Annotated in this window: 26 protein-coding genes and 1 riboswitch; of the genes, 17 read left to right on the forward strand and 9 right to left on the reverse strand. The window is 34.0% G+C overall.

Translation table 11 applies throughout. The annotated features are described in order from the left end of the window. Nucleotide 1 precedes the first annotated feature (1 nt). The 4 genes from yugI to NST77_RS14475 form a co-directional block, all read right to left on the reverse strand. Complete coding sequence (gene yugI / locus NST77_RS14460) at nt 2–406, reverse strand: S1 domain-containing post-transcriptional regulator GSP13 (protein ID WP_341123136.1); 405 nt, start codon at nt 404–406, stop codon at nt 2–4. A 212-nt stretch (nt 407–618) separates the two neighbouring features. Next, nucleotides 619–1,791, reverse strand: a complete 1,173-nt coding sequence (locus NST77_RS14465; protein WP_095330576.1) for an aminotransferase — start codon at nt 1,789–1,791, stop codon at nt 619–621. Further along, nucleotides 1,791–2,291 carry an Lrp/AsnC family transcriptional regulator gene (locus tag NST77_RS14470; RefSeq protein WP_123258119.1) on the reverse strand — a complete coding sequence of 167 codons (501 nt, stop codon included), beginning with the start codon at nt 2,289–2,291 and terminating at the stop codon, nt 1,791–1,793. Before NST77_RS14470 ends, NST77_RS14465 begins: the two co-directional genes overlap by 1 nt. Before the next feature lie 145 nt (nt 2,292–2,436). Next, nucleotides 2,437–2,697 carry a DUF1871 family protein gene (locus NST77_RS14475; RefSeq protein WP_095330572.1) on the reverse strand — a complete coding sequence of 87 codons (261 nt, stop codon included), beginning with the start codon at nt 2,695–2,697 and terminating at the stop codon, nt 2,437–2,439. Nucleotides 2,698–2,868: 171 nt separating this feature from the next. After that, nucleotides 2,869–2,975: riboswitch (SAM riboswitch) on the forward strand. Nucleotides 2,976–3,130: 155 nt separating this feature from the next. On the opposite strand from NST77_RS14475, the gene NST77_RS14480 reads away from it, so the two are divergent. The 5 genes from NST77_RS14480 to NST77_RS14500 all read left to right on the forward strand — a co-directional run bounded on the left by NST77_RS14480 (nt 3,131) and on the right by NST77_RS14500 (nt 7,968). Next, nucleotides 3,131–4,144 carry a methionine ABC transporter ATP-binding protein gene (locus NST77_RS14480; RefSeq protein ID WP_095330570.1) on the forward strand — a complete coding sequence of 338 codons (1,014 nt, stop codon included), beginning with the start codon at nt 3,131–3,133 and terminating at the stop codon, nt 4,142–4,144. Beyond that, complete coding sequence (locus NST77_RS14485; protein WP_061799039.1) at nt 4,134–4,811, forward strand: methionine ABC transporter permease; 678 nt, start codon at nt 4,134–4,136, stop codon at nt 4,809–4,811. The genes NST77_RS14480 and NST77_RS14485 overlap by 11 nt, the downstream gene beginning before the upstream one ends. Before the next feature lie 32 nt (nt 4,812–4,843). Continuing rightward, complete coding sequence (locus NST77_RS14490; protein WP_341123138.1) at nt 4,844–5,665, forward strand: MetQ/NlpA family ABC transporter substrate-binding protein; 822 nt, start codon at nt 4,844–4,846, stop codon at nt 5,663–5,665. 276 nt (nt 5,666–5,941) lie between these two features. Next, complete coding sequence (locus NST77_RS14495; protein ID WP_341123139.1) at nt 5,942–6,487, forward strand: polymer-forming cytoskeletal protein; 546 nt, start codon at nt 5,942–5,944, stop codon at nt 6,485–6,487. Between the two features lie 206 nt (nt 6,488–6,693). Next, nucleotides 6,694–7,968, forward strand: a complete 1,275-nt coding sequence (locus NST77_RS14500) for an Nramp family divalent metal transporter (protein ID WP_341123141.1) — start codon at nt 6,694–6,696, stop codon at nt 7,966–7,968. Nucleotides 7,969–8,130: 162 nt separating this feature from the next. Here the strand turns inward: NST77_RS14500 and NST77_RS14505 are convergent, their stop codons facing one another. Continuing rightward, nucleotides 8,131–8,646, reverse strand: a complete 516-nt coding sequence (locus NST77_RS14505) for a superoxide dismutase family protein (RefSeq protein ID WP_341123142.1) — start codon at nt 8,644–8,646, stop codon at nt 8,131–8,133. Nucleotides 8,647–8,774: 128 nt separating this feature from the next. Here NST77_RS14505 and NST77_RS14510 point away from each other — a divergent pair, with 128 nt between their 5' ends. Further along, a complete protein-coding gene (locus NST77_RS14510) occupies nt 8,775–9,164 on the forward strand; it encodes a kinase-associated lipoprotein B (RefSeq protein ID WP_047942213.1) in 390 nt (129 codons plus the stop codon). A 43-nt stretch (nt 9,165–9,207) separates the two neighbouring features. Here the strand turns inward: NST77_RS14510 and kapD are convergent, their stop codons facing one another. Both kapD and NST77_RS14520 read right to left on the reverse strand, forming a co-directional pair. After that, entirely contained in the window at nt 9,208–9,825 is a 618-nt protein-coding gene (gene kapD / locus NST77_RS14515; protein WP_047942214.1) for a 3'-5' exonuclease KapD, read from the reverse strand. 381 nt (nt 9,826–10,206) lie between these two features. After that, nucleotides 10,207–10,413 carry a hypothetical protein gene (locus NST77_RS14520; protein WP_095330561.1) on the reverse strand — a complete coding sequence of 69 codons (207 nt, stop codon included), beginning with the start codon at nt 10,411–10,413 and terminating at the stop codon, nt 10,207–10,209. A gap of 226 nt (nt 10,414–10,639) precedes the next feature. Between NST77_RS14520 and NST77_RS14525 the strand changes: the two genes are divergently transcribed. From NST77_RS14525 to NST77_RS14565, 9 genes are all read left to right on the forward strand, one after another. Further along, complete coding sequence (locus NST77_RS14525) at nt 10,640–13,030, forward strand: Na+/H+ antiporter subunit A (RefSeq protein ID WP_163187782.1); 2,391 nt, start codon at nt 10,640–10,642, stop codon at nt 13,028–13,030. Beyond that, nucleotides 13,017–13,442 carry a Na(+)/H(+) antiporter subunit B gene (locus NST77_RS14530; RefSeq protein WP_095330557.1) on the forward strand — a complete coding sequence of 142 codons (426 nt, stop codon included), beginning with the start codon at nt 13,017–13,019 and terminating at the stop codon, nt 13,440–13,442. The genes NST77_RS14525 and NST77_RS14530 overlap by 14 nt, the downstream gene beginning before the upstream one ends. Beyond that, a complete protein-coding gene (locus NST77_RS14535; RefSeq protein ID WP_047942219.1) occupies nt 13,442–13,780 on the forward strand; it encodes a Na(+)/H(+) antiporter subunit C in 339 nt (112 codons plus the stop codon). The genes NST77_RS14530 and NST77_RS14535 overlap by 1 nt, the downstream gene beginning before the upstream one ends. Beyond that, nucleotides 13,773–15,245 (forward strand): Na+/H+ antiporter subunit D, encoded by a 1,473-nt coding sequence (locus NST77_RS14540; RefSeq protein WP_341123144.1) that lies wholly within the window; start codon nt 13,773–13,775, stop codon nt 15,243–15,245. The genes NST77_RS14535 and NST77_RS14540 overlap by 8 nt, the downstream gene beginning before the upstream one ends. A gap of 5 nt (nt 15,246–15,250) precedes the next feature. Next, complete coding sequence (locus tag NST77_RS14545; protein WP_095330553.1) at nt 15,251–15,727, forward strand: Na+/H+ antiporter subunit E; 477 nt, start codon at nt 15,251–15,253, stop codon at nt 15,725–15,727. After that, nucleotides 15,727–16,014 carry a Na(+)/H(+) antiporter subunit F1 gene (locus NST77_RS14550; RefSeq protein WP_095330551.1) on the forward strand — a complete coding sequence of 96 codons (288 nt, stop codon included), beginning with the start codon at nt 15,727–15,729 and terminating at the stop codon, nt 16,012–16,014. Before NST77_RS14545 ends, NST77_RS14550 begins: the two co-directional genes overlap by 1 nt. Beyond that, nucleotides 15,995–16,357 carry a monovalent cation/H(+) antiporter subunit G gene (gene mnhG / locus NST77_RS14555; protein WP_163187786.1) on the forward strand — a complete coding sequence of 121 codons (363 nt, stop codon included), beginning with the start codon at nt 15,995–15,997 and terminating at the stop codon, nt 16,355–16,357. The genes NST77_RS14550 and mnhG overlap by 20 nt, the downstream gene beginning before the upstream one ends. A gap of 109 nt (nt 16,358–16,466) precedes the next feature. Further along, a complete protein-coding gene (locus tag NST77_RS14560; RefSeq protein WP_095330548.1) occupies nt 16,467–16,649 on the forward strand; it encodes an asparagine synthase in 183 nt (60 codons plus the stop codon). A 143-nt stretch (nt 16,650–16,792) separates the two neighbouring features. Then, nucleotides 16,793–17,191, forward strand: coding sequence for a hypothetical protein (locus NST77_RS14565; RefSeq protein WP_341123146.1), 399 nt, complete (start codon nt 16,793–16,795; stop codon nt 17,189–17,191). Nucleotides 17,192–17,385: 194 nt separating this feature from the next. On the opposite strand, the gene NST77_RS14570 is transcribed toward NST77_RS14565, so the two are convergent. Beyond that, nucleotides 17,386–17,595 carry a hypothetical protein gene (locus NST77_RS14570; protein ID WP_095330544.1) on the reverse strand — a complete coding sequence of 70 codons (210 nt, stop codon included), beginning with the start codon at nt 17,593–17,595 and terminating at the stop codon, nt 17,386–17,388. A gap of 89 nt (nt 17,596–17,684) precedes the next feature. Beyond that, complete coding sequence (locus NST77_RS25950; RefSeq protein WP_445668918.1) at nt 17,685–17,864, reverse strand: LexA family protein; 180 nt, start codon at nt 17,862–17,864, stop codon at nt 17,685–17,687. 598 nt (nt 17,865–18,462) lie between these two features. Here NST77_RS25950 and NST77_RS14575 point away from each other — a divergent pair. Both NST77_RS14575 and NST77_RS14580 read left to right on the forward strand, forming a co-directional pair. Then, nucleotides 18,463–18,606: a CopG family transcriptional regulator gene (locus NST77_RS14575; protein ID WP_095330540.1), complete on the forward strand. Its 144-nt coding sequence runs from the start codon at nt 18,463–18,465 to the stop codon at nt 18,604–18,606. Between the two features lie 712 nt (nt 18,607–19,318). Further along, nucleotides 19,319–19,909: a DUF5710 domain-containing protein gene (locus NST77_RS14580; RefSeq protein ID WP_095330538.1), complete on the forward strand. Its 591-nt coding sequence runs from the start codon at nt 19,319–19,321 to the stop codon at nt 19,907–19,909. Nucleotides 19,910–19,959: the final 50 nt, after the last annotated feature.

Genomic DNA, 19,959 nt, shown 5'->3' on the forward strand with positions numbered 1-19,959 from the left:
ATTATTTTTTAATTAAATCGTCGCGGTTAGATTGATCAATCCACTCTTGTAATTTATCTTTTAACGTATTAAATCCTTGTACGTTTTCTGTTTCAACTACAGCAGCTGTTTGACGTTTAGGACGAGGTTTTTTTGCTTTAGCAGCTTCTGGTTGTGCTGGTGCTTCTTCTGTTGCACGGATAGAAAGACCAATTTTACCAGCATTTTCGTCAATGGAAAGAACTTTAACGTTCACTTCATCGCCAACTTTTAAAAACTCATTAATATCTTTTACATAACCATGGGTTACTTCTGAAATATGAACTAAACCTTGTGTATTTTCGTCTAAAGAAACAAACGCACCGTAAGGTTGAATACCTGTTACCTTTCCTTTAAAAACACTTCCAACTTCAATTTTATCTGACATGAGAACACTCCTAATTGTTTATATTAATTTTCCTTTTATATGCATTATAAGATTATATCACAATATCGCCATATTTACAAAAGGATTTATTTCACTGTTATAATTCCCGTTAATCTTTTGCTGAAACTATGACTTTTACGAACCTGCTTAAATAAGAAAGAGGCATTTGAAAGGATGGGATTCCCATCTATTCGAAACACCTCTTTTAGCCTCTATTTAGAATATTTTTCGACAAAACGCTTCATTCGTTTCATAGCTTCTTGTAATTGTTGCAATGATGTAGCATAGGAACAACGAACGTGTCCTTCGCCACTTTCACCAAATACACTTCCTGGAACAACTGCTACTTTTTCTTCCATCAACAGTCTTTCTGCGAATGTCTCAGCATTCATTTTTGTTGCTGTTATATTAGGAAACGCATAAAAAGCTCCACCAGGAATATGACAAGTTAACCCCATATCATTTAAAGATTGAACGATAAAATTCCTTCTGCGCCGGTAGCTTTTCTTCATTTCTTCCACATCGTTTTCACCACTTCTCAATGCTTCTAGTCCCGCATATTGAGCCATCGTTGGTGCACACATTAAACTATATTGATGAATCTTGAGCATTGCTTGAATTAATTCCTCTGGTCCACAAACAAACCCTAGTCTCCAGCCAGTCATGGCAAATCCTTTTGAAAAACCAGAAAGGAGAATAGTACGTTTCCACGCTCCCTCTATTGCTGCTGTACTTGTATATTCATCATCATAGCAAAGCTCTGCGTATATTTCATCGGAAAGAATAAGCAAGTCATGCTTTTCTGCTACTGCCACAATTGCTGCAAGCTCTTCTTGAGAAAGTGTGGATCCCGTAGGATTATTCGGCGAACAAATCATAATTGCTTTTGTTCGTTCCGTAATTACTTCTTCTAATTGAAAAGGCTTGATTTTAAAATCATTCTCCTTTAAGCTTTGAACCGCAATTGGAACCCCTCCTGCAAGCGTTACTAACGGTGCATAAGAAACGAAGCATGGTTCAACAACAATAACCTCTTCTCCTTGGTTCAGAATGGCTCGTAAAGCGATATCGATTGCCTGACTAGCTCCAACAGTTACAATGATTTCTGAAGATGGCTTATAGGATACCGCAAATCTTTTTTGCATATAATGACTAATTTCCTCTCGAAGCTCGATTAAGCCTGGATTCGCCGTATAAGAGGTATACCCTTGCTCTAGTGATAAAATCGCTGCCTCTCTTGTTGACCAAGAGGTAACAAAATCTGGCTCTCCTACCCCAAGGGAAATAACTCCTTCCATACCGGATGCTAAATCAAAAAATCTGCGTATTCCAGATGGTTTCATTTCCTCAACCTTTTGTGCAATATAACTTTTTGTTTGTTTCATTACGGTGACACCACAATTCTTTTGTCTTCATCCGATGGTTCAAATATTGTTCCATCATGCTTATATTGTTTTAAAATAAAATGAGTCGTTGTTGAGATAACTGAATCCAATGTAGAAAGTTTTTCCGAAACAAATCTCGCTACTTCATTCATCGATTTGCCTTCAATAATAACTGATAAATCATATGCTCCGGACATTAAATATAATGATTTAACTTCTTTAAAGCGATAAATTCTTTGAGCAACCTCGTCAAAGCCTACCCCTCTTTTAGGTGTTACTTTAACGTCAATCATTGCAGTTACGCCTTCATGACCTTCCACTTTTGACCAATCTACTATAGATGTATAACGTACCACTACATTTACTTCTTCTAATTTGGCAATCATTTCTTTTGTCTTTTCTAAATCTTCCCCAATCATCTTAGCTATATCTTCATCAGAAATCCTTGCATCTTTTTCTAGAATTTCTGCAATTTCAATTTCTTTATTTGTTAATTTCATGTCCATCCTCCTGCTCGCCTTTTAAATATTCTCATTATATCAAATTATCACTAAATTTAATGTACTAATTTCATTTTTCAACAGCAAATTTGTATGCAATTTATTTGCTGTATTTTCTATATAAAGAAAAAATTTATTTGACTCTCTAAAAAGAGCAAGAACTGTTTCGTTTTAGCGATAAAAGTTTACGCGAGATTGCCATGCAATCCTCTAAAGGGAGTTTTTCTTCAAAAGAAAATTCAAAGATAGCTTGGATAGAAGCTGCCAGATCATCTTCCAAATCAACATCATGCATCGCTTGAAGAATATCCGCAATTTCAGTATCGTAATTGCCCTCTCCTATTGAAAATGGGTCCCATTCATTTAATAAACGCACACATTCAAAATTAATTTCCTGACTATTCATCCGTTGTCACCTTTCGTTCCATTTGTTCAAAAACCATTCTATCATATTTCCTTCTGAAGAAGATAACAGAAATAAAGAGCACCCCCTCCATTCTCACCATTTAAAAAGGTAAATTTTTATTGACAATTCAGTATTTTAGCTTTATTATTCATTTAGTGAAAATTCCATAATTACTTATCAAGAGAGATTGAGGGAACAGGCCCGATGACATCCAGCAACCTCCTTTCCTAAAGGAAGGTGCTAACTCCTGCAGAATGACTTATTCTGAAAGATAAGATCGGTATAATTAATACGATACTTCTTTCAAAATGAAAGAAGTTTTTTTTATTTCCCAGACTTAACGAAAGGAATTTTCGCCAATCTTAACTGATAAAGGTTTTAAAATAATGTTACAAAATATTGCGTTTTTAGCAAAGGGGGATAGTATTTTCTAATGATACAAGTAAATGATTTGGTCAAAATATATAAAACAAAAAAAGAACAAGTTATTGGTGTTGACCATGTTTCTTTATCAATTAAAAAAGGCGAAATATTTGGAATTGTCGGCTATAGCGGAGCTGGTAAAAGCTCTCTGCTTCGCTGTCTAAATTTATTAGAAAAGCCCACCAGTGGAGAAATTATCATCGATAATATTTCTTTAACAAAGTTAAATCAAAAGCAATTAAGAGCCGCTCGCTTAAAAATCGGCATGATTTTTCAACATTTTTACCTTGTTAGTAGTAAAACGGTATATGAAAATATTGCTTTTGCTCTTAAAGCAGCTAATTTACCTTCTAAGAAAATACATAAACGGGTATTAGAGTTGCTTGATATGGTGGGGCTGGCAGATAAGAAAGATGTCTTTCCTGCCCAATTAAGTGGAGGACAAAAGCAAAGAGTGGGAATCGCTAGAGCCCTTGCAAATAATCCAACCGTGCTTCTTTGTGATGAAGCAACGTCTGCACTTGATCCAACTACAACAAAATCCATTCTTGCGTTATTAAAAAAAATTAATAAGGAACTTGGTTTAACCATCGTTCTAATCACCCATGAAATGGAGGTTGTAAAAGATATTTGTGATCGAATGGCTGTCATGGAAGCAGGGAAGGTAGTGGAAGAAGGTTCAGTTTACGATATGTTTGCAAACCCAAAACAGGAGCTTACTAAAAACTTTGTAAATAGCATTCTTCAATTTGAATTACCTAACCACCTATTAGAAGAAAGAAAAGGGAAAATCATTAAGGTTACCTTTCAAGGTGCCATCGCGGAAGAGGGAATTATCTCGGACGCCTTTCAGCACTATCAGGTGAAGGGAAATATACTTCATGGAAAAATCGAATATATTCAAAATAATCCCCTTGGTATTTTTATCATGGAATTAACAGGGGAAGAAAATGAAATTGTAAAAGCGATACAGTATATTAAAGATCGCACCCAAAATGTGGAGGTGATATATCATGCCTCTTAGTCTGGATTGGAATTATTTGATCGAGTTACTTCCTGACTTAAATTCAGCGTTTTTTGAAACCTTATATATGGTTGGCATTTCTATTGTTGTGGCTATTATTGTGGGTTTACCGATCGGAATCCTCTTATTTGTAACAGATAAAGGATTGTTTCTCGAAAACACACTATTAAAAAACACGGTAGGCTTTGTTGTAAACATGGTGCGGTCTATCCCTTTCATTATCTTACTAATCGCCCTTTTACCATTGGCAAAATGGATTACTAACACAACGATTGGTCCTACTGCTGCTTCTGTTTCCCTATCTGTTGCTGCGATTCCTTTTTTTGCGAGAATAGTGGAACAAGCATTTCGCGAAATTGATAAAGGAGTTATTGAAGCTTCTGTCGCTATCGGTGCATCCCCATGGATGATTATCTGGCAAGTCTTGATACCAGAAGCAAGACCTGGAATTATTCAAGGAATCACTATTACCATTATCAATTTAATTGCCTATTCTGCTATGGCTGGAATAGTCGGCGGCGGCGGTGTAGGTGATCTTGCCATTCAATATGGCTATTATCGCTATGATAATACTGTCATGATTACGACTGTCGTTGTTCTCATTTGCTTGGTTCAAATCATTCAATTCTTTGGGGATAAAATATCCAAGACATTGGATAAGCGTTAATAATCACTTTAAGTTAATAGGAGGAAAAGACAATGAAAAAAATACTTATAGGAATTCTATTATTATTATCATTTACTGTACTTAGTGCTTGCGGACAAGACAAAAACAATGCAGATACAGGAGAGAAAAAGGAAATTAATATTGGTGCAACTTCTGGTCCCTATGCAGACATGGTTAAAAAGGCTATTAAACCTATTTTGGAAGAGAAAGGCTATAAAGTAGAAGTTACAGAGTTTACAGATTATGTGCAGCCAAATAAAGCACTAGCCGACGGTAGTATAGATGCGAATCTATTCCAACATAAAATTTATATGGAATCTTTTGCTCAACAAAATAACATAGAGTTATCTGAACTAATTTCTGTTCCAACTGCACCAATGGGTATTTATTCGAAAAAGTTCAAAAGCATGGAAGATATTACAGATGGGGCAACAATTGCTATCCCTAACGATCCGACCAATGCGGCTCGTGCCTTCTTAATTTTAGAGGAAGCAGGCTTAATTAAAATTGATCAAGCTGCGGATCCACTTACTGTGTCTGAAAAAGATGTGACAAAGAATATTAAAAACCTAAAATTTGAAACAATTGAAGCGGCACAATTACCTCGTGCAGTTGACAGTGTAGATTTATCTGCTGTACCAGGCAACTTCGCCCTAGCAGCAAAAATGAACTTATTAGATGCACTAAAACTAGAAAATATGCTCGATCAATATCGTAATCGTGTTGTTGTTAATACAAAAGACATAGATGCTCCATTCGCTAAAGATATCAAAGCCGCTGTTGAATCAGCAGAATTCGAAAAAGTAATTGATGAGGATTTTAAAGGCTTCGGTAAACCAGAGTGGATGAATTAATAAATTGATGTTACGCAGTTATAAAGAAGCGAGGTTTGTTGGGAATTTTCCCCTGACAAACCTCGCTCTTTTTTTATGCAAAACGAGTAACTGATGGAAGTAAAAGCCCGTTGTTAATTTTCTGATTATTAAAATAAAGTCACATATTCACCATATTTCTTTCACAAATTAGTCACACCTCTCCCCTCTACAACTACAAACTGTATGTTAATATAATGTTGTATTGTGAATCCATTCACATAAAAACATAAAGAACATTTATAGGGGGAACTAATCATGAAAATTTCACCAAAAGTTTTACTAGCTTCCATCTTAGCAGGAGCACTTTTAACTGCTTGTGGAAATACAGACACAGAACCAAAGAAAGAAGAGAAAAAAGCAGAACAATCAGCTGATGTAGTAACAACAGCTTCAATCGTAAATGAAGCAGATCCACTAGTGAAAGCATTAAGTGCTGATGGAACTTGGATTGTTGCAACACTTCAAGATTTAAAAGTAGACAGTGATATCTTAGTAGCTGGTGAATTCCACGATAAAAATGATGCTGCTAATCCAATCTATCGTAAACTTGCTCTTTATACACAAGATGAAGACCATAATATTATTGATTCCTTCACTTTAACAGCTCCTAAAATGACTGTACAAAGTGAAAATTTCAAAATCCAAGGCGGTACTTTTGTCGGTGATGTTTACGTAGAAGCTAATGGATTTACTGTTGACGCCACTGCAAAAGTAGATGGTAATGTTTATTACAAAAGTGATGCATTTAAATCTTCTGCTGTAATTGATGGCGAAGTAACTGGTACACAAGAAGTAAAATAATAGCTTATAATACCTAGCTGGAAATTCAGCTAGGTATTCTTTGTATTTCCTGTCTTCTACACTCCCATACTCCCTCAACAAATTAACAAACATTCCTATAAATTAATAACACAAATAGATTGACAATTTTCTAATTTAGGAATATCTTTTATATAAAAGTTGCATTAACGAAACTTTTTAAACCAAAGCAAAATCAGGTGAGGAAAATGGACAGAAATCGATCTTTAGAAAAAATTCATTCTAAAACAGCAAAAAGTGTGTTTAGCAAGGAAGTTAAAAGTTGGAAAAAAATCCTTCCGTTTCTAGGACCGGCATTCATTGCGGCAATTGCCTACATTGATCCAGGAAACTTCGCAACGAATATTGCTGCTGGATCAAAATATGGATACTTATTATTATGGGTTATTCTTTTTTCTAATATTATGGCGTTAATTATTCAATCCTTATCAGCAAAATTAGGTATCGCTACCGGTAAAAATTTAGCAGAGATAGCACGAGAGGAATTTCCCAAGCCTGTATCTATCGGCTTGTGGATACAAGGTGAGCTTGTCATTATGGCAACAGATTTAGCAGAGTTTATTGGTGCAGCACTTGGTATTTATCTTCTCTTTGGTATTCCTTTACTGGAAGCTAGTCTGATTGCTGCTGTAGGATCTTTTGCTATTCTTGAATTACAAAGACGGGGATACCGTTCTCTAGAAGCAGGAATTACTGCGATGCTATTTATTGTTGTCCTTTCTTTTATTGTACAAATGTTCTTTGCGAAGCCAGATGTTCCATCTTTATTACATGGGTTATTCACTCCACAATTTGATGGATTAGATAGCGTAATTTTAGCTGCTGGGATCCTTGGGGCTACAGTAATGCCACATGCGATTTACTTACATTCTGCATTAACACAAAATAGAATTGTTGGGGAAACGGATAAAGAGAAAAAGCAAATCTTCCGCTTTGAATTTATCGATATCCTTATTGCCATGTTGATTGCAGGATTTATTAATGGGGCAATGCTTATCGTCTCTAGTGCATTATTCCATAAAAATGGATTATTTGTAGAAGATTTAGATGTAGCTTTTAACTATTTTGGACAGTTAGTAAATCCCGTTTCAGCAACTTTATTTGGACTTGGTTTATTAATTGCTGGATTATCCAGTTCATCTGTAGGAACGATGTCTGGAGATGTTATTATGCAAGGATTTATTCATTTTCGCATTCCTTTATATGTAAGAAGATTTATTACAATGGTGCCTCCTATTGCTGTCATTGCATTAGGTATTAATCCAACAACTGCACTAGTAATAAGTCAAGTAATTTTATCATTTGGAATTGGTTTTGCTCTTATTCCATTAATAATGTTTACTAGTTCAAAACGTATCATGGGAAACCTAGTCAATACAAAATGGATTACGATTATTTCATGGGTTATGGCTATTTTAATTGTTGGATTGAATATTTTTATTCTCGTACAAACATTTCAGTAAAACAGGAATCTTATAAAGGCGAATCTAAATCTTTTTCGTATAAAAGAAGCAGAATAACAACACTAAAAAATCCTAAAACATTTTTTGTTTGTCCCAGCTTCTTAGAAATGAACCAAAGAAACAACAGGCGATCCTAAAAGTCGCCTGTTGTTTCATATAGAATTATTTCTTTTTAATCGATCCACATGCGATTCTTTCTCCTGAATCCCCTGCTGGTTGAGTCATTCCGTCATCTTGTTGTTCGGTAATAACGATTGAAGTCCCTTTTTTGCTGAATAAAGAATTTTTTCCATCTCTAAGGGTTACTTGTGGTGCCATTAGCTCAGCTTTTGCAGTTCCATCTTCCTTTACCAAGATATTAGGTAAATCACCCGCATGGGCACCTTCTGGGTGAAGTAAACCATGTTCTTTATTATCTGGATTAAAGTGATTGCCTGCCGATTGAAAATCTGGAGCATCACATTTATTTGTTTCATGTATATGAATACCATGGATTCCTGGAGTTAGACCTTTTAAGTTTAAAGATAATTTTACTCCGTCAGCCTGCTCCTGCAATTTAATTGTTCCTAAAGAGTCTCCCACATCATTAAACATTTCTACCTCTGCTTTTGTCACTTCCCCCTCCGCACAGCCGGTTAGGAAAATGGTTATCAGCACTAATAAACTCAGTTTTTTCATCTTTTTTCCTCCATGGACGGTTTGGTATTAATATTTGAAAAAAGACTCCTTATTATGCAGTTATTCTCGTTTATCAAACTATAGCCTTTATGATACTATAAAAGGAAAGAAAATCTGGAGGGATTAGATTGTCAGAACTAGCTATCGGTTCCATCGTCACCGCCTTTTATAAAACTGGAAAATACATCGGGGAAATTACAGAGATTCGTCCTCAAAGTTATTTAGTACGGGTTCTTGCGGTCTTAAAGCATCCGATGCAAGGAGATTTGCATCAGCCAAAAGAGGCCATAGTTGATATTTTCCATGAAAGAAAAGCCCTTTCTTACCGAGAACAGATGAATGCTCCAAAGAAAATGGTCAAGCTATATAAAGAAGACTCCATTCCTTCTTATAATGATTCTCTACAAACTGCTATCGAAAAAATGCGTAAAGAGCTTCAAGAAGATGATTCTGCTTTCGCTATTCAAAGTTTAAAAAACTTGGAAATACTTAATGCAGAATACTATAAAATCGTTTAGATGAAAATAACAAAAAAGACGAGGAATGTATTCTTCGTCTTTTTTATGCAAACTTATTAAATAATTTAGACATATCAATTAAGTCTCCAATGGTTGGTTGATTAGATTTCCCCAAGTACTTCTTATCTTGCTCAACGAGTTTAAAAATATGATAAGTGGTTAAGGCATCATCTAAAGCACGATGATGTTTCCCAGTTCCCTCTCTGCCATATTCCCTAACTGCTTTCCATAAGCCTGTTTGGTTTTTATCACCAAAAAACCGCTTATATTCCATCGATAAATCAACTTCTTTACAAGATAGTATAAAGGGAAGTTGTGCTTTATGACAATTATCCTTTAGCACTTTCATATCCATGTTTCCCCATGTAACAATAATATTTTGGTATCCGTTACAAATTGCCTCAAGCTTTTTCATTAGATCGTATAAAGATATCCCGTTATTTACTTGTTCTTGTGAAATATGTAGAAAAGATTTGCATCTCCTTGAAAGGGTTGAAAACTTACGGGGTACTACATATGAAGAAAACTGTTCCCTTATGGTATCACCAACAACGGCTACTATACCAACCTCAATAATTTCTGGATAAAACCCCTTAAACTTACTACTTTTCTCTGGCATGGTGAATTCAAAGTCAATAAATAAATACTGTTGCTTTTCCATTCTTTCACCTTCTTTTTTATCGATATTTCACATGAATCATCCTGTCTAAACCGTTCTTCCTTCTATTCATCTCGATAAGCTAGCTGTTTTATATATATCTATATTATAACAGAATATCACTTAACCTTTTTAATTTTCTGTATTTTATCTTTATTTTTTTTCATTAATTTATCAGATCCATTTATTGATTCTATGCAGAAATGCAACGTAAAAAGCTACAGGATGGCTCTCCTTTTTAAATATAGTTTGGGAATACGAAAGACTGCTTCCATTTGGATATTTACGAAATAAACAAGTTTTCCCCTTACACATATTTTTCCTTCTACTGCAGAACATAAAAAAAGAACAACCATTAATAAACGGCTGTCCCTTTTCGCTGCATTATTCTTCTGCGATTATCCTGATATATTCTCTTGGTTGAAAAGGAATCATCGTTTCATCAAAAAAAGGAGAGTTTGCCTCTTCTATGAAAAGAAGTTCCTCCAGTGAATAAAACTCTCTTTTTTGGAAGTTGTCCAATAAAATTCCAACAAAAAGACCTAGAGAAAATAGACATATGGAAATATAGACCTTTGTTTTTAAATGCATGTATATACCACCTCACCATTAGTTTGAGCAAAAAGGTGGGTGTTTTACACAAAAAAATAAAAAAATTTTTCCTATTTTAGACCATGTTTCTACCTATTTAATAGAAAGGTTGATCCTTAACTTAATTTCTTGTTTCCTGTATGCAGAGCGTTTTTTTTTGCGTTATACTTTAACATGTTCAGTTATTTTCAAGCGTTTATTTAGAAAAGATTAAGGAGGGGTTAAATTGTCTATACTTCACTGGGTTGTACTTGCACCATTTTTATACACCCTATTAATACCTATCACATTTAAATTTATGAAAAAAATACATACTGGATGGTTTGTTCTTCCACTTCCTTTGCTATTGTTTATTTATTTTTGCCGAAACATTGGGACAACCTCAAATTTACATACAAAAGTAGAATCAATCCCATGGATTCCATCACTAGGAATTGATTTTGCCGTAAAATTAGACGGTCTCGGCATGCTATTTGCATTATTAATAACTGGAATCGGTTCTCTTGTTATTCTCTATTCCATTTATTATTTGGATAAAAACAAAGAGAAGGTCAATCATTTCTATGTATATCTTCTATTATTCATGGGAGCAATGCTCGGTGTTGTCTTATCTGATAATCTCATTGTGCTTTATATGTTCTGGGAAATTACCAGTATTTCTTCGTTTCTTTTAATAGGTTTTTGGAATAATCGAAGTAACTCGCGATATGGCGCAATCAAATCAATGGTTGTTACCGTATTTGGTGGTCTTTCCTTATTAGCAGGAATTGTTCTACTTTACCTAATGACCGGATCCTTTACTATTTCAGAAATAATTACTTCTGTTCAACAAGATTCTATTATGTCTCATCCATTATTTATTTTAGGGATGATTTGTATCTTACTTGGTGCATTTACAAAATCTGCCCAATTTCCATTCCATATTTGGCTGCCTGATGCAATGGAAGCTCCAACACCTGTCAGCAGTTATTTGCATTCCGCTACAATGGTTAAAGCTGGTATATATCTTGTGGCCCGTTTAAGTCCTGTCTTTGCAGTGTCTGGTTATTGGCTGTGGATTGTATCACTTGTCGGGATTGTTACTCTAATATATGGATCTTTTATGGCAATAAAACAAGTAGACTTAAAAGGTCTTCTAGCATACTCAACAATCAGTCAGCTCGGAATGATTATGTCTTTACTAGGGATTGGAGCTGCTGGTGTCCACTATGACAATGAAAGTGTTTATTACATTGCCACAGCTGCTGCAATCTTCCATCTTGTCAACCATGCAACCTTTAAAGGAAGTTTGTTTATGATGGTTGGAATTGTTGATCATGAAACTGGGACAAGAGATATTCGTCGTTTAGGCGGCCTGATGAAGATTATGCCAATCACATTTGCTATCGCATTAATTGGCTCGCTGTCTATGGCTGGTATCCCGCCATTTAATGGATTTCTGAGCAAAGAGATGTTCTTTGCAAGTATGTTAAATATTCTTGACTTCCAAATGTTTAACCTAAATACGTGGGGAGTTCTATTACCTGTCATTGCATGGATCGGCAGTATCTTTACATTTGTTTATTGCATGATTCTTGTATTTAAGACTTTCACTGGAAAATACCAACCAGAAAAATTATCGGCTAAACCACATGAAGCACCAATGGGTATGCTTATTTCACCCATTATCTTAGTATCCCTTGTTGTCATATTTGGATTATTTCCTGGGCTTCTAACCAATACCATTCTTTCTCCTGCTATTACATCTATTTATGGCGGAGGCGTTTATGATCTGCATATCTATCACTGGCATGGATTTGAACCTGAGTTATTTATGACGATTGGGGTCATTGTGTTTGGAATAATTCTCTATTTAACTGTAGGAAAATGGTCTGTTATCTATCAAGCCATTCCTATTATTTGGAATCGAATATATGATTGGTTATTTGGCGAAACAGAAAATGGATTTAACAAGCTGACAAACAGATATATGACAGGTTCCTTGCGTACCTATCTCATTTATATCTTTTCTTTCTTTATTCTAATCCTTTCTTACACTCTATTTATAAAGGATGGCTTTACAATAAACACTTCCCGACTAGCACCAATTGGTGGATATGAAGTCGTGCTGTCGCTTGTTCTGGTGATTTCCACCATCGCTATATTATTCGCTAAATCTCGTTTGACTTCTATTATTCTTTTAGGAGCAGTCGGATATACCGTATCATTATTTTACGTAGTATTTCGCGCACCTGATCTTGCTTTAACACAATTAGTTATTGAAACAGTTTCCGTTGCTTTATTCTTATTGTGTTTTTACCATTTACCTAGAAATGCTAGAAAAAAGGAAAGTATTCCTTTCAAATTATCCAATGCAATCATTTCTGTACTAGTTGGACTCGTAGTGATGATCATTGCGATTGCCTCCTATAGCACGAAACTATTCGATTCCATTTCTCAATTTTATGTGGAGAATACGTATACAAAAGCGGCAGGAGAAAACATGGTAAATGTTATCTTAGTGGATTTCAGGGGTTTTGATACACTTTTTGAAATTACAGTACTAGCTATTGCTGCTATTGGTATTTATTCGATGATCACTTTGAGAATGGGAGGAAAGAAAAATGAAAATAAATAATTTAGTTTTACAAACCATTACAAAAGTCATTGTTTTTTTAATACTCCTCTATGCAGTTGATCTCTTTTTTGCTGGTCACTATACGCCAGGCGGAGGCTTTATCGGTGGATTAATGGCAAGTGGAGCAATAGTTCTATTGCTGATAGCTTATGATTTAAAATTAGTAAAGAAAATCTTTCCGGTTAATTTTATCTATGTTACTGCAATAGGATTGCTGATAAGCACTTTAACAGGAATGATTGGCGTATTAAATGACAAACCATTTTTAACGCACTTTTTTAATAAACATGCTCACTTGCCTTTATTAGGAGAAACGTCCCTTCACACTGCTGCACTGTTTGATCTTGGGGTTTTCTTAGTAGTAGTGGGAGTTACAATGACCATTATTCAAACGATTGGAGAGGATGACTAATGGAATTCTTAATGGCATTCATTATCGGCATTTTATTTATGTGTGCGACGTATTTAATTCTTTCTAAGAGTCTATTGCGCATTATTATCGGAACTGGCCTTCTTAGCCATGGGGTTCATTTACTAATATTAACGATGGGTGGCTTAAAGAAAGGTGCTGCGCCACTCTTAGGGCAGCATGCTGACAGTTATTCTGACCCGTTACCCCAAGCATTAATATTAACTGCGATTGTTATTAGCTTTGGTGTCACTTCCTTCTTATTAGTACTTGCCTACAGAACTTATCAAGAATTAGGGACTGATAATCTGGAGAAATTGAGAGGGAAAAAGCATGAGTAACTTAATTCTATTTCCAATTTTAATTCCTTTACTCACAGGAATCATTTTGATTTTCTTTTATAAGAAGACCATCTTACAACGGATTATTTCCTTATTGAGCACTAGTGTTTCGATTATAATTGTGCTATTTATGATAGATAAAATCAAAAATGAGGGAATTCAAACAGTAAATTTAAGTAATTGGGATGCTCCGTTTGGGATAACGATTGTAGCAGATATGGTATCAGCACTTCTTGTGTTAACAACAAATATAATCGCCTTTTGTTGTATCCTCTACTCCTTAAAGGGAATCGATAGAGAAAGAGAAAATTACTTTTATTACGCTATGATTCAATTTCTCTTAGTTGGTGTTATTGGTGCGTTTTCAACTGGCGATATCTTTAACTTGTTTGTATTTTTTGAAGTAATGTTAATGGCTTCCTATGTACTACTTGTTCTTGGAAATACAAAAATTCAATTAAGAGAAACAGTAAAATATATTATTGTAAATGTTGTCGCTTCCGCACTCTTCGTTATTGCCGTTGCCTATTTTTATTCTGTTGTTGGAACTTTAAACATGGCGTCTATTTCAGAGCGAATCAGTGAAGTGGGTGGATCAGGCATATTAACGGTCATAGCTGTCCTGTTCTTAATCGTCTTTGGATTAAAAGGGGCTCTCTTCCCGTTATTTTTCTGGCTTCCAGGATCTTATTATGCCGCTCCCATACCGATACTTGCATTATTTGGAGCGTTATTAACAAAAGTTGGAGTTTATTCGATTGCCCGGACGTACTCCCTCTTCTTCTATGAGGATTCTTATGTCTTTACATTATTAGGCATCCTGTCTCTTCTAACCATTATTTTAGGAGCAATTGGAGCAATTGCCTATAATGATGTCAAAAAAATTATTATTTATAATATCGTTACGGCAATTGGTGTTATCTTGTATGGATTCTCTATTTTTAATAGCACTTCCTTAAATGGAGCGATTTTCTACCTTTTACATGACATGATTATTAAAGGAGCGCTGTTTCTATTAATTGGAATCATGATTTATATTACTGGAACTAGCAATTTAAAATATATGAGTGGCTTGATGAAGAAATACCCTTTACTGACTTGGACCTTCTTTCTTGCCGCACTTAGCCTTGCAGGTATTCCGCCATTAAGTGGATTTATTGGTAAATTACTCATTATTCAAGGAGCCTTTGAAGAAAGGAATTATATGGGAAGTTTTATTGTTGTGCTATCGAGTCTCCTCGTATTACTATCTGTTATCAAGATATTTGTTAAAGGTTTTTGGGGAGAGGAATCAGATAATATTACTATAAAGTCTATAAAAACACTTTTACTACCCGGGTGTATACTAGTCCTTCTTTCCTGTCTAATCGGAATTGGCACAGAGATGATCTCACCATATATTTCACTCGCTGTTGAAAGTTTATTGCAACCGGAAAACTATATCCATGCCGTATTAAAGGAGTGATGACAATGGCATTTCAATTATTATTAAATTTTGTAATCAGTTTTATTTGGATGTTTCTGAAAGGCTCCTTCGCTCCAGATACGTTTCTAATCGGGTTTATTATCGGATTGATTCTTATATTTATTACAAGAAGATTTTTCTCCGATAAGTTTTATTTATATCGAGTTGTTTCTATATTAAAACTTTTAGGTATTTTTCTAAGAGAATTAGTACTTTCCAATATCGCTGTGTTAAAAATCATTCTTCGGCCAAGGTTAAAAGTAACGCCGGGTATTTTTGCCCTAGAAACCGATTTAAGGAAAGACTGGGAAATAACGATACTTTGTAATCTTATCACGCTCACACCTGGAACGCTTGTAGTGGATATTTCAGAAGATAATAAAATCCTATATATTCATGCAATGGATATTAGCGATAAAGAGGCCGCTATCAGCAGTATTAAAAATAGCTTTGAAAAAGCCATACAAGAGGTGAGTATTTGATGTTCCAGACCATTATGCATATATCTTTATTTATTGTTTCTATCTCGACGATTTTATTTATTTATCGAGTCGTAAAGGGACCTTCTACTCCCGATAGAGTAGTCGCTCTAGATGCTATCGGAATCAACCTTGTTGCGATTACTGCTATTTTATCAATAGTGTTAAAAACTTCGGCCTTTTTGGAAGTTATTCTTCTCATTGGTATTTTAGCCTTTATTGGTACGGTAGCTTTTTCTAAGTATCTGGAGAAAGGAGTAATAATCGAAAATGACCGAGACAATCATTAACATTATTATAGCCATTCTTATTCTCTTAGGATCCTTATTAAGTCTAGTTGCAAGCATTGGCGTATTAAGATTACCAGATGTGTATACAAGAAGTCACGCAGCGTCTAAATCCGCAACTCTAGGAGTCATGTTTATCCTTCTTGGTGCTTGTCTCTATTTTTTTCAGTCGGAACAAATTTTTAATTCTCGTTTAATTCTTGCAATCGCCTTTATTTTCTTAACATCTCCAGTTGCGGGACAACTTATTATTCGCTCTGCTTATAACAGAAAAATACCAATGGCAGATGAAACGATAAGAGATGATTTAAAAGAAGCGAGAGACGCTGCTGCGAAAAGCAAATAAAACCATCATTTCCCTGCAGACCCAATGTAATGCAGGATAAGCTTTCAAACAAAAGCAAATAATATTCCTGTCCTGTCATTGGACTAATACAGAACAGGAGTACAATAAAATGAAAAATATACGTGAAGGATTAATCCCTACTGTTCTTGGAACAGCCGTTACAACTGCCGGCATTGCCATGAAGAAAAATCGTAAAGTCGATTCCATGATTTCCAATACAGTCTTTGGATTTGGACTAGCACATGTCGTCTTAGGAACAATTGATCTAATCGAACACCGTAATAAGTTTTAGTATTAAACAAAACATCTTAAAGTTCTGCACACTTTAAAGACTTGATATCCAAACAGGATCTTTTTTCCTTTTGTGATTTCAAGTCTTTTTCTTATTCATAAATTCCCTTGATAAGGAATAGTATATAAGAAATAAGATTATGCATGAAAGGAATGGCTACTATGTACCACGCTCGATATTATCATCGTAAAATCCCTACTTTAGCAGCATTCCACCCATATCTTCATTATCCTCTCTATTTTCGAGAACTCCCAGAAGCGAATCCTTCTAAACTCATCGACTCTGCTAAGGATACCCTATCTTTATTGCCTGATGTAGAAACCTGTTTAAAAAAATTAGCTAACTCTCCTGACTTTTCCAAAAATCTCATGAATGCCGCTCAATTATCTAAAACGGAAACAGTAGAGCAATTAATTAAGTCAATTGGTGTAAAAGAAACCCCTACAGTAGCCTATACTCCTGATGGGATCACATTAAATTTCGACCATAAAAATAAACCACCCTATTGCTGCTTCTTATCTGTTCAATTGAGATGGCGTTAGCATTTTTAAATTGTTCATAAAAGATTATTTCAGGCGGTATATCATACTGCCTGAAATAATCCGATAAAGAATAAGTGAATTTTATTTTTCTTAAATGCTTTGTGTCAAGATTATAATCCTTGCAAGCATTGCTATATAATGAATTGTACCTTTTTACCAAAAACAGCTATTCTTCCATCCAGCTGATGAATTTTTTAGTAATAAGGATACGGTCCATATGGTCCCGGAGCAAACGGAGCTGGACCAAACGGAACAGGGCCGTATGGGACAGGACCATAAAATGGTCTTGGTCTAACTAAAGCTCCTCCTATTACTCCTCCTAATAAACCACCCACAAAGGGTGCTGCAAACCAGGCTCTTGAATCTTGTTGTGGATATTGATACTGATAAGGGTATCCATACATTCTTCAACATTACCTCCACTCTCATTTTAGACTTATTTCTTTTCTCTATTTTCTATGCGAATGTCCCTCTTTTGGACTGGGCTATCGCCTTATATAGCTAAATTTCTAGAAATAATAGTCCTCATTTTCGAAGGGTTTTTTTTGATAAATTCATGTTTTATTAAATAATTTAAATGTTTGTGTACACTTGAAGGTGCTAATACTCCAATCTGATCCCCTATTTCTTTTTGGGTAGGCGGATAACCATTTGTACAAGAATAATCATAAATGTACTTAAAATTTCTGTAATGGTATTTTTATCTAAAAACATTAAACTAACTCCATTCTCTACTTATAATAATTGTGTAAAATTGCAAAAAAAATAATTCTATATACCTATGATGTGTGCAAAAATTAAAGCATTAATAAATATATATAAAATTAAACTGTTTCAAGAGTTATATTAATATTAACATAAATTTTTTTTAGAAATAATTGGTTTTAGATAAAATAAAGATGTGAAACTTTTATCTATTTCACTATCTGTTCTCACTGATTTATTATCCATTTATGCGTTGACAATTTTTTTGCTCGATTTTGATTAAACTCTGTTAAGGTATTTTGTTATAGAATTTAAAGAAGGTTATACCATTCTTAATTCCATTTACTATATACTATCCACTACTAAGCTATTTATTAACAAAAAAGAGATTTGGTTGGATTTTGATTTTGCTATTAAACTAAATAGAACTCTTCTTACTACGTTCATAGAATATACCGATTTATAGGATTAATAACAAGAAAAGTAAAAACCGTAACTTTTATACTGATATTTTAAATTATGGTACTCTACAGAAAATATGAAAGGAAAATGTGGGGCGTCCGTCTATGGGAGTTACTAAAAAGGTGTCTATAACCCTTCCTGACGATATATGGGGCAAAATAAAGAGCGATATTAAAGAGAGCGATTTAAAATCTATGTCTGCTTATTTTAGGGAATTAGCTTTGGCTCATTTTAAGGAAGAAACATGATGAGAAAATTAAAAATTTATATGAAAAATGAGGAATTTGTGATAGAGCATGTTAATTCGTTTGGACATAGTACAAAGCGTTTCCTATCAGAAGAAGGCACAATGTAATATAAAAAAGAAAAGTTCTTTATTGACTACAAGAAATTAGATTGCAATTGTACAGTAAGGAGAAATATATTCAGTGAAATATTAAAAATAAAAGAGAACAGCGTATTTGTCCTAAATCCTAAATTGAAACATATAATAGGAAGTATAGAATTTTAAAAAAAGAGAAAAAAATATCGAAAAAATAAATTAAACATTAGTTTAAATAAATAAACGAAAATGCTATTAAAAAATCTTTCTTACTAGTTCAACAAAATAGCCTAATTTACATGGTTATTAGAAGATAAGAAGAAAGTTTTTACTATTATATATATTTAATTTAAACTTGTTAACTAAATTACTAGATTGGTTTATAAAAAATTAAATTGAAAGAAATTATAAGAAAAATTAAAATAAGCAGAAGAGATATAACTTGCCTATGTTAATTGTCTTTAACGAATAATACACTAACATATTTTTTTAAGTACTCAATTATAAAAGTTCTTCTAAGTAGATAAGTTTCTCTTTTTTGGTCGAAATTTCAAATTTATTCTTTCTATAATGTGAGCGATCAAATACTTAACTAGCAAGTATAGACTTTCTCTATTAATTAATATGAAGGTGAAGAAATGAATAAAAGAATATACTTAAGTATCCCTTATTCAGAAAAAGAAGAAGTTAAAAGCAATGGAGCAAAGTGGGATCCAAAATTGAAAAGTTGGTATATTCCAGAAGGGGTAAACCTAAATGACTTTCAAAAGTGGTATCTTACTATTAATGATATAAAAGCTAATGAATATTTTATAGCCGAAACTGTTATAGATTGTTGGAAATGCAAAAAGAGGATTCCGGTTTTTTCTATTTTTCTAAATGAATACTATTCCTTAGATACTGAAGATTTAGAAAGAGATTGGGTATGGGATAAAATAGAGCAACCTTCATTTGTATCATATATTAGGTTTATAGACAAACAGGCTGCCAAACACATGGAAAATATTTCTGAAGGTTATGTGAATATGGATTATTCGAAGATGGTGGGAAATGGGTATTTAATGAATCATTGTCCTTTTTGTGAAATGAAGCAAGGAGATTTTTCATTATTTGAGGATAATCCAGGGGTTGGATTCTGTGTTAGTACTCTAGAACAACTAAATAAAATGAAATTTTATCAAATTAAAGAATCAATTACATTAAGCGGCCAAACATATATGAGTTTTTAAGTAATAAAATAAAGATACGATGTTTTGAAGAAAGTTGCGAAGATAAATAA

The organism is Niallia sp. FSL W8-0177 (assembly GCF_038006285.1).
Classification (GTDB): domain Bacteria; phylum Bacillota; class Bacilli; order Bacillales; family Cytobacillaceae; genus Niallia; species Niallia circulans_A.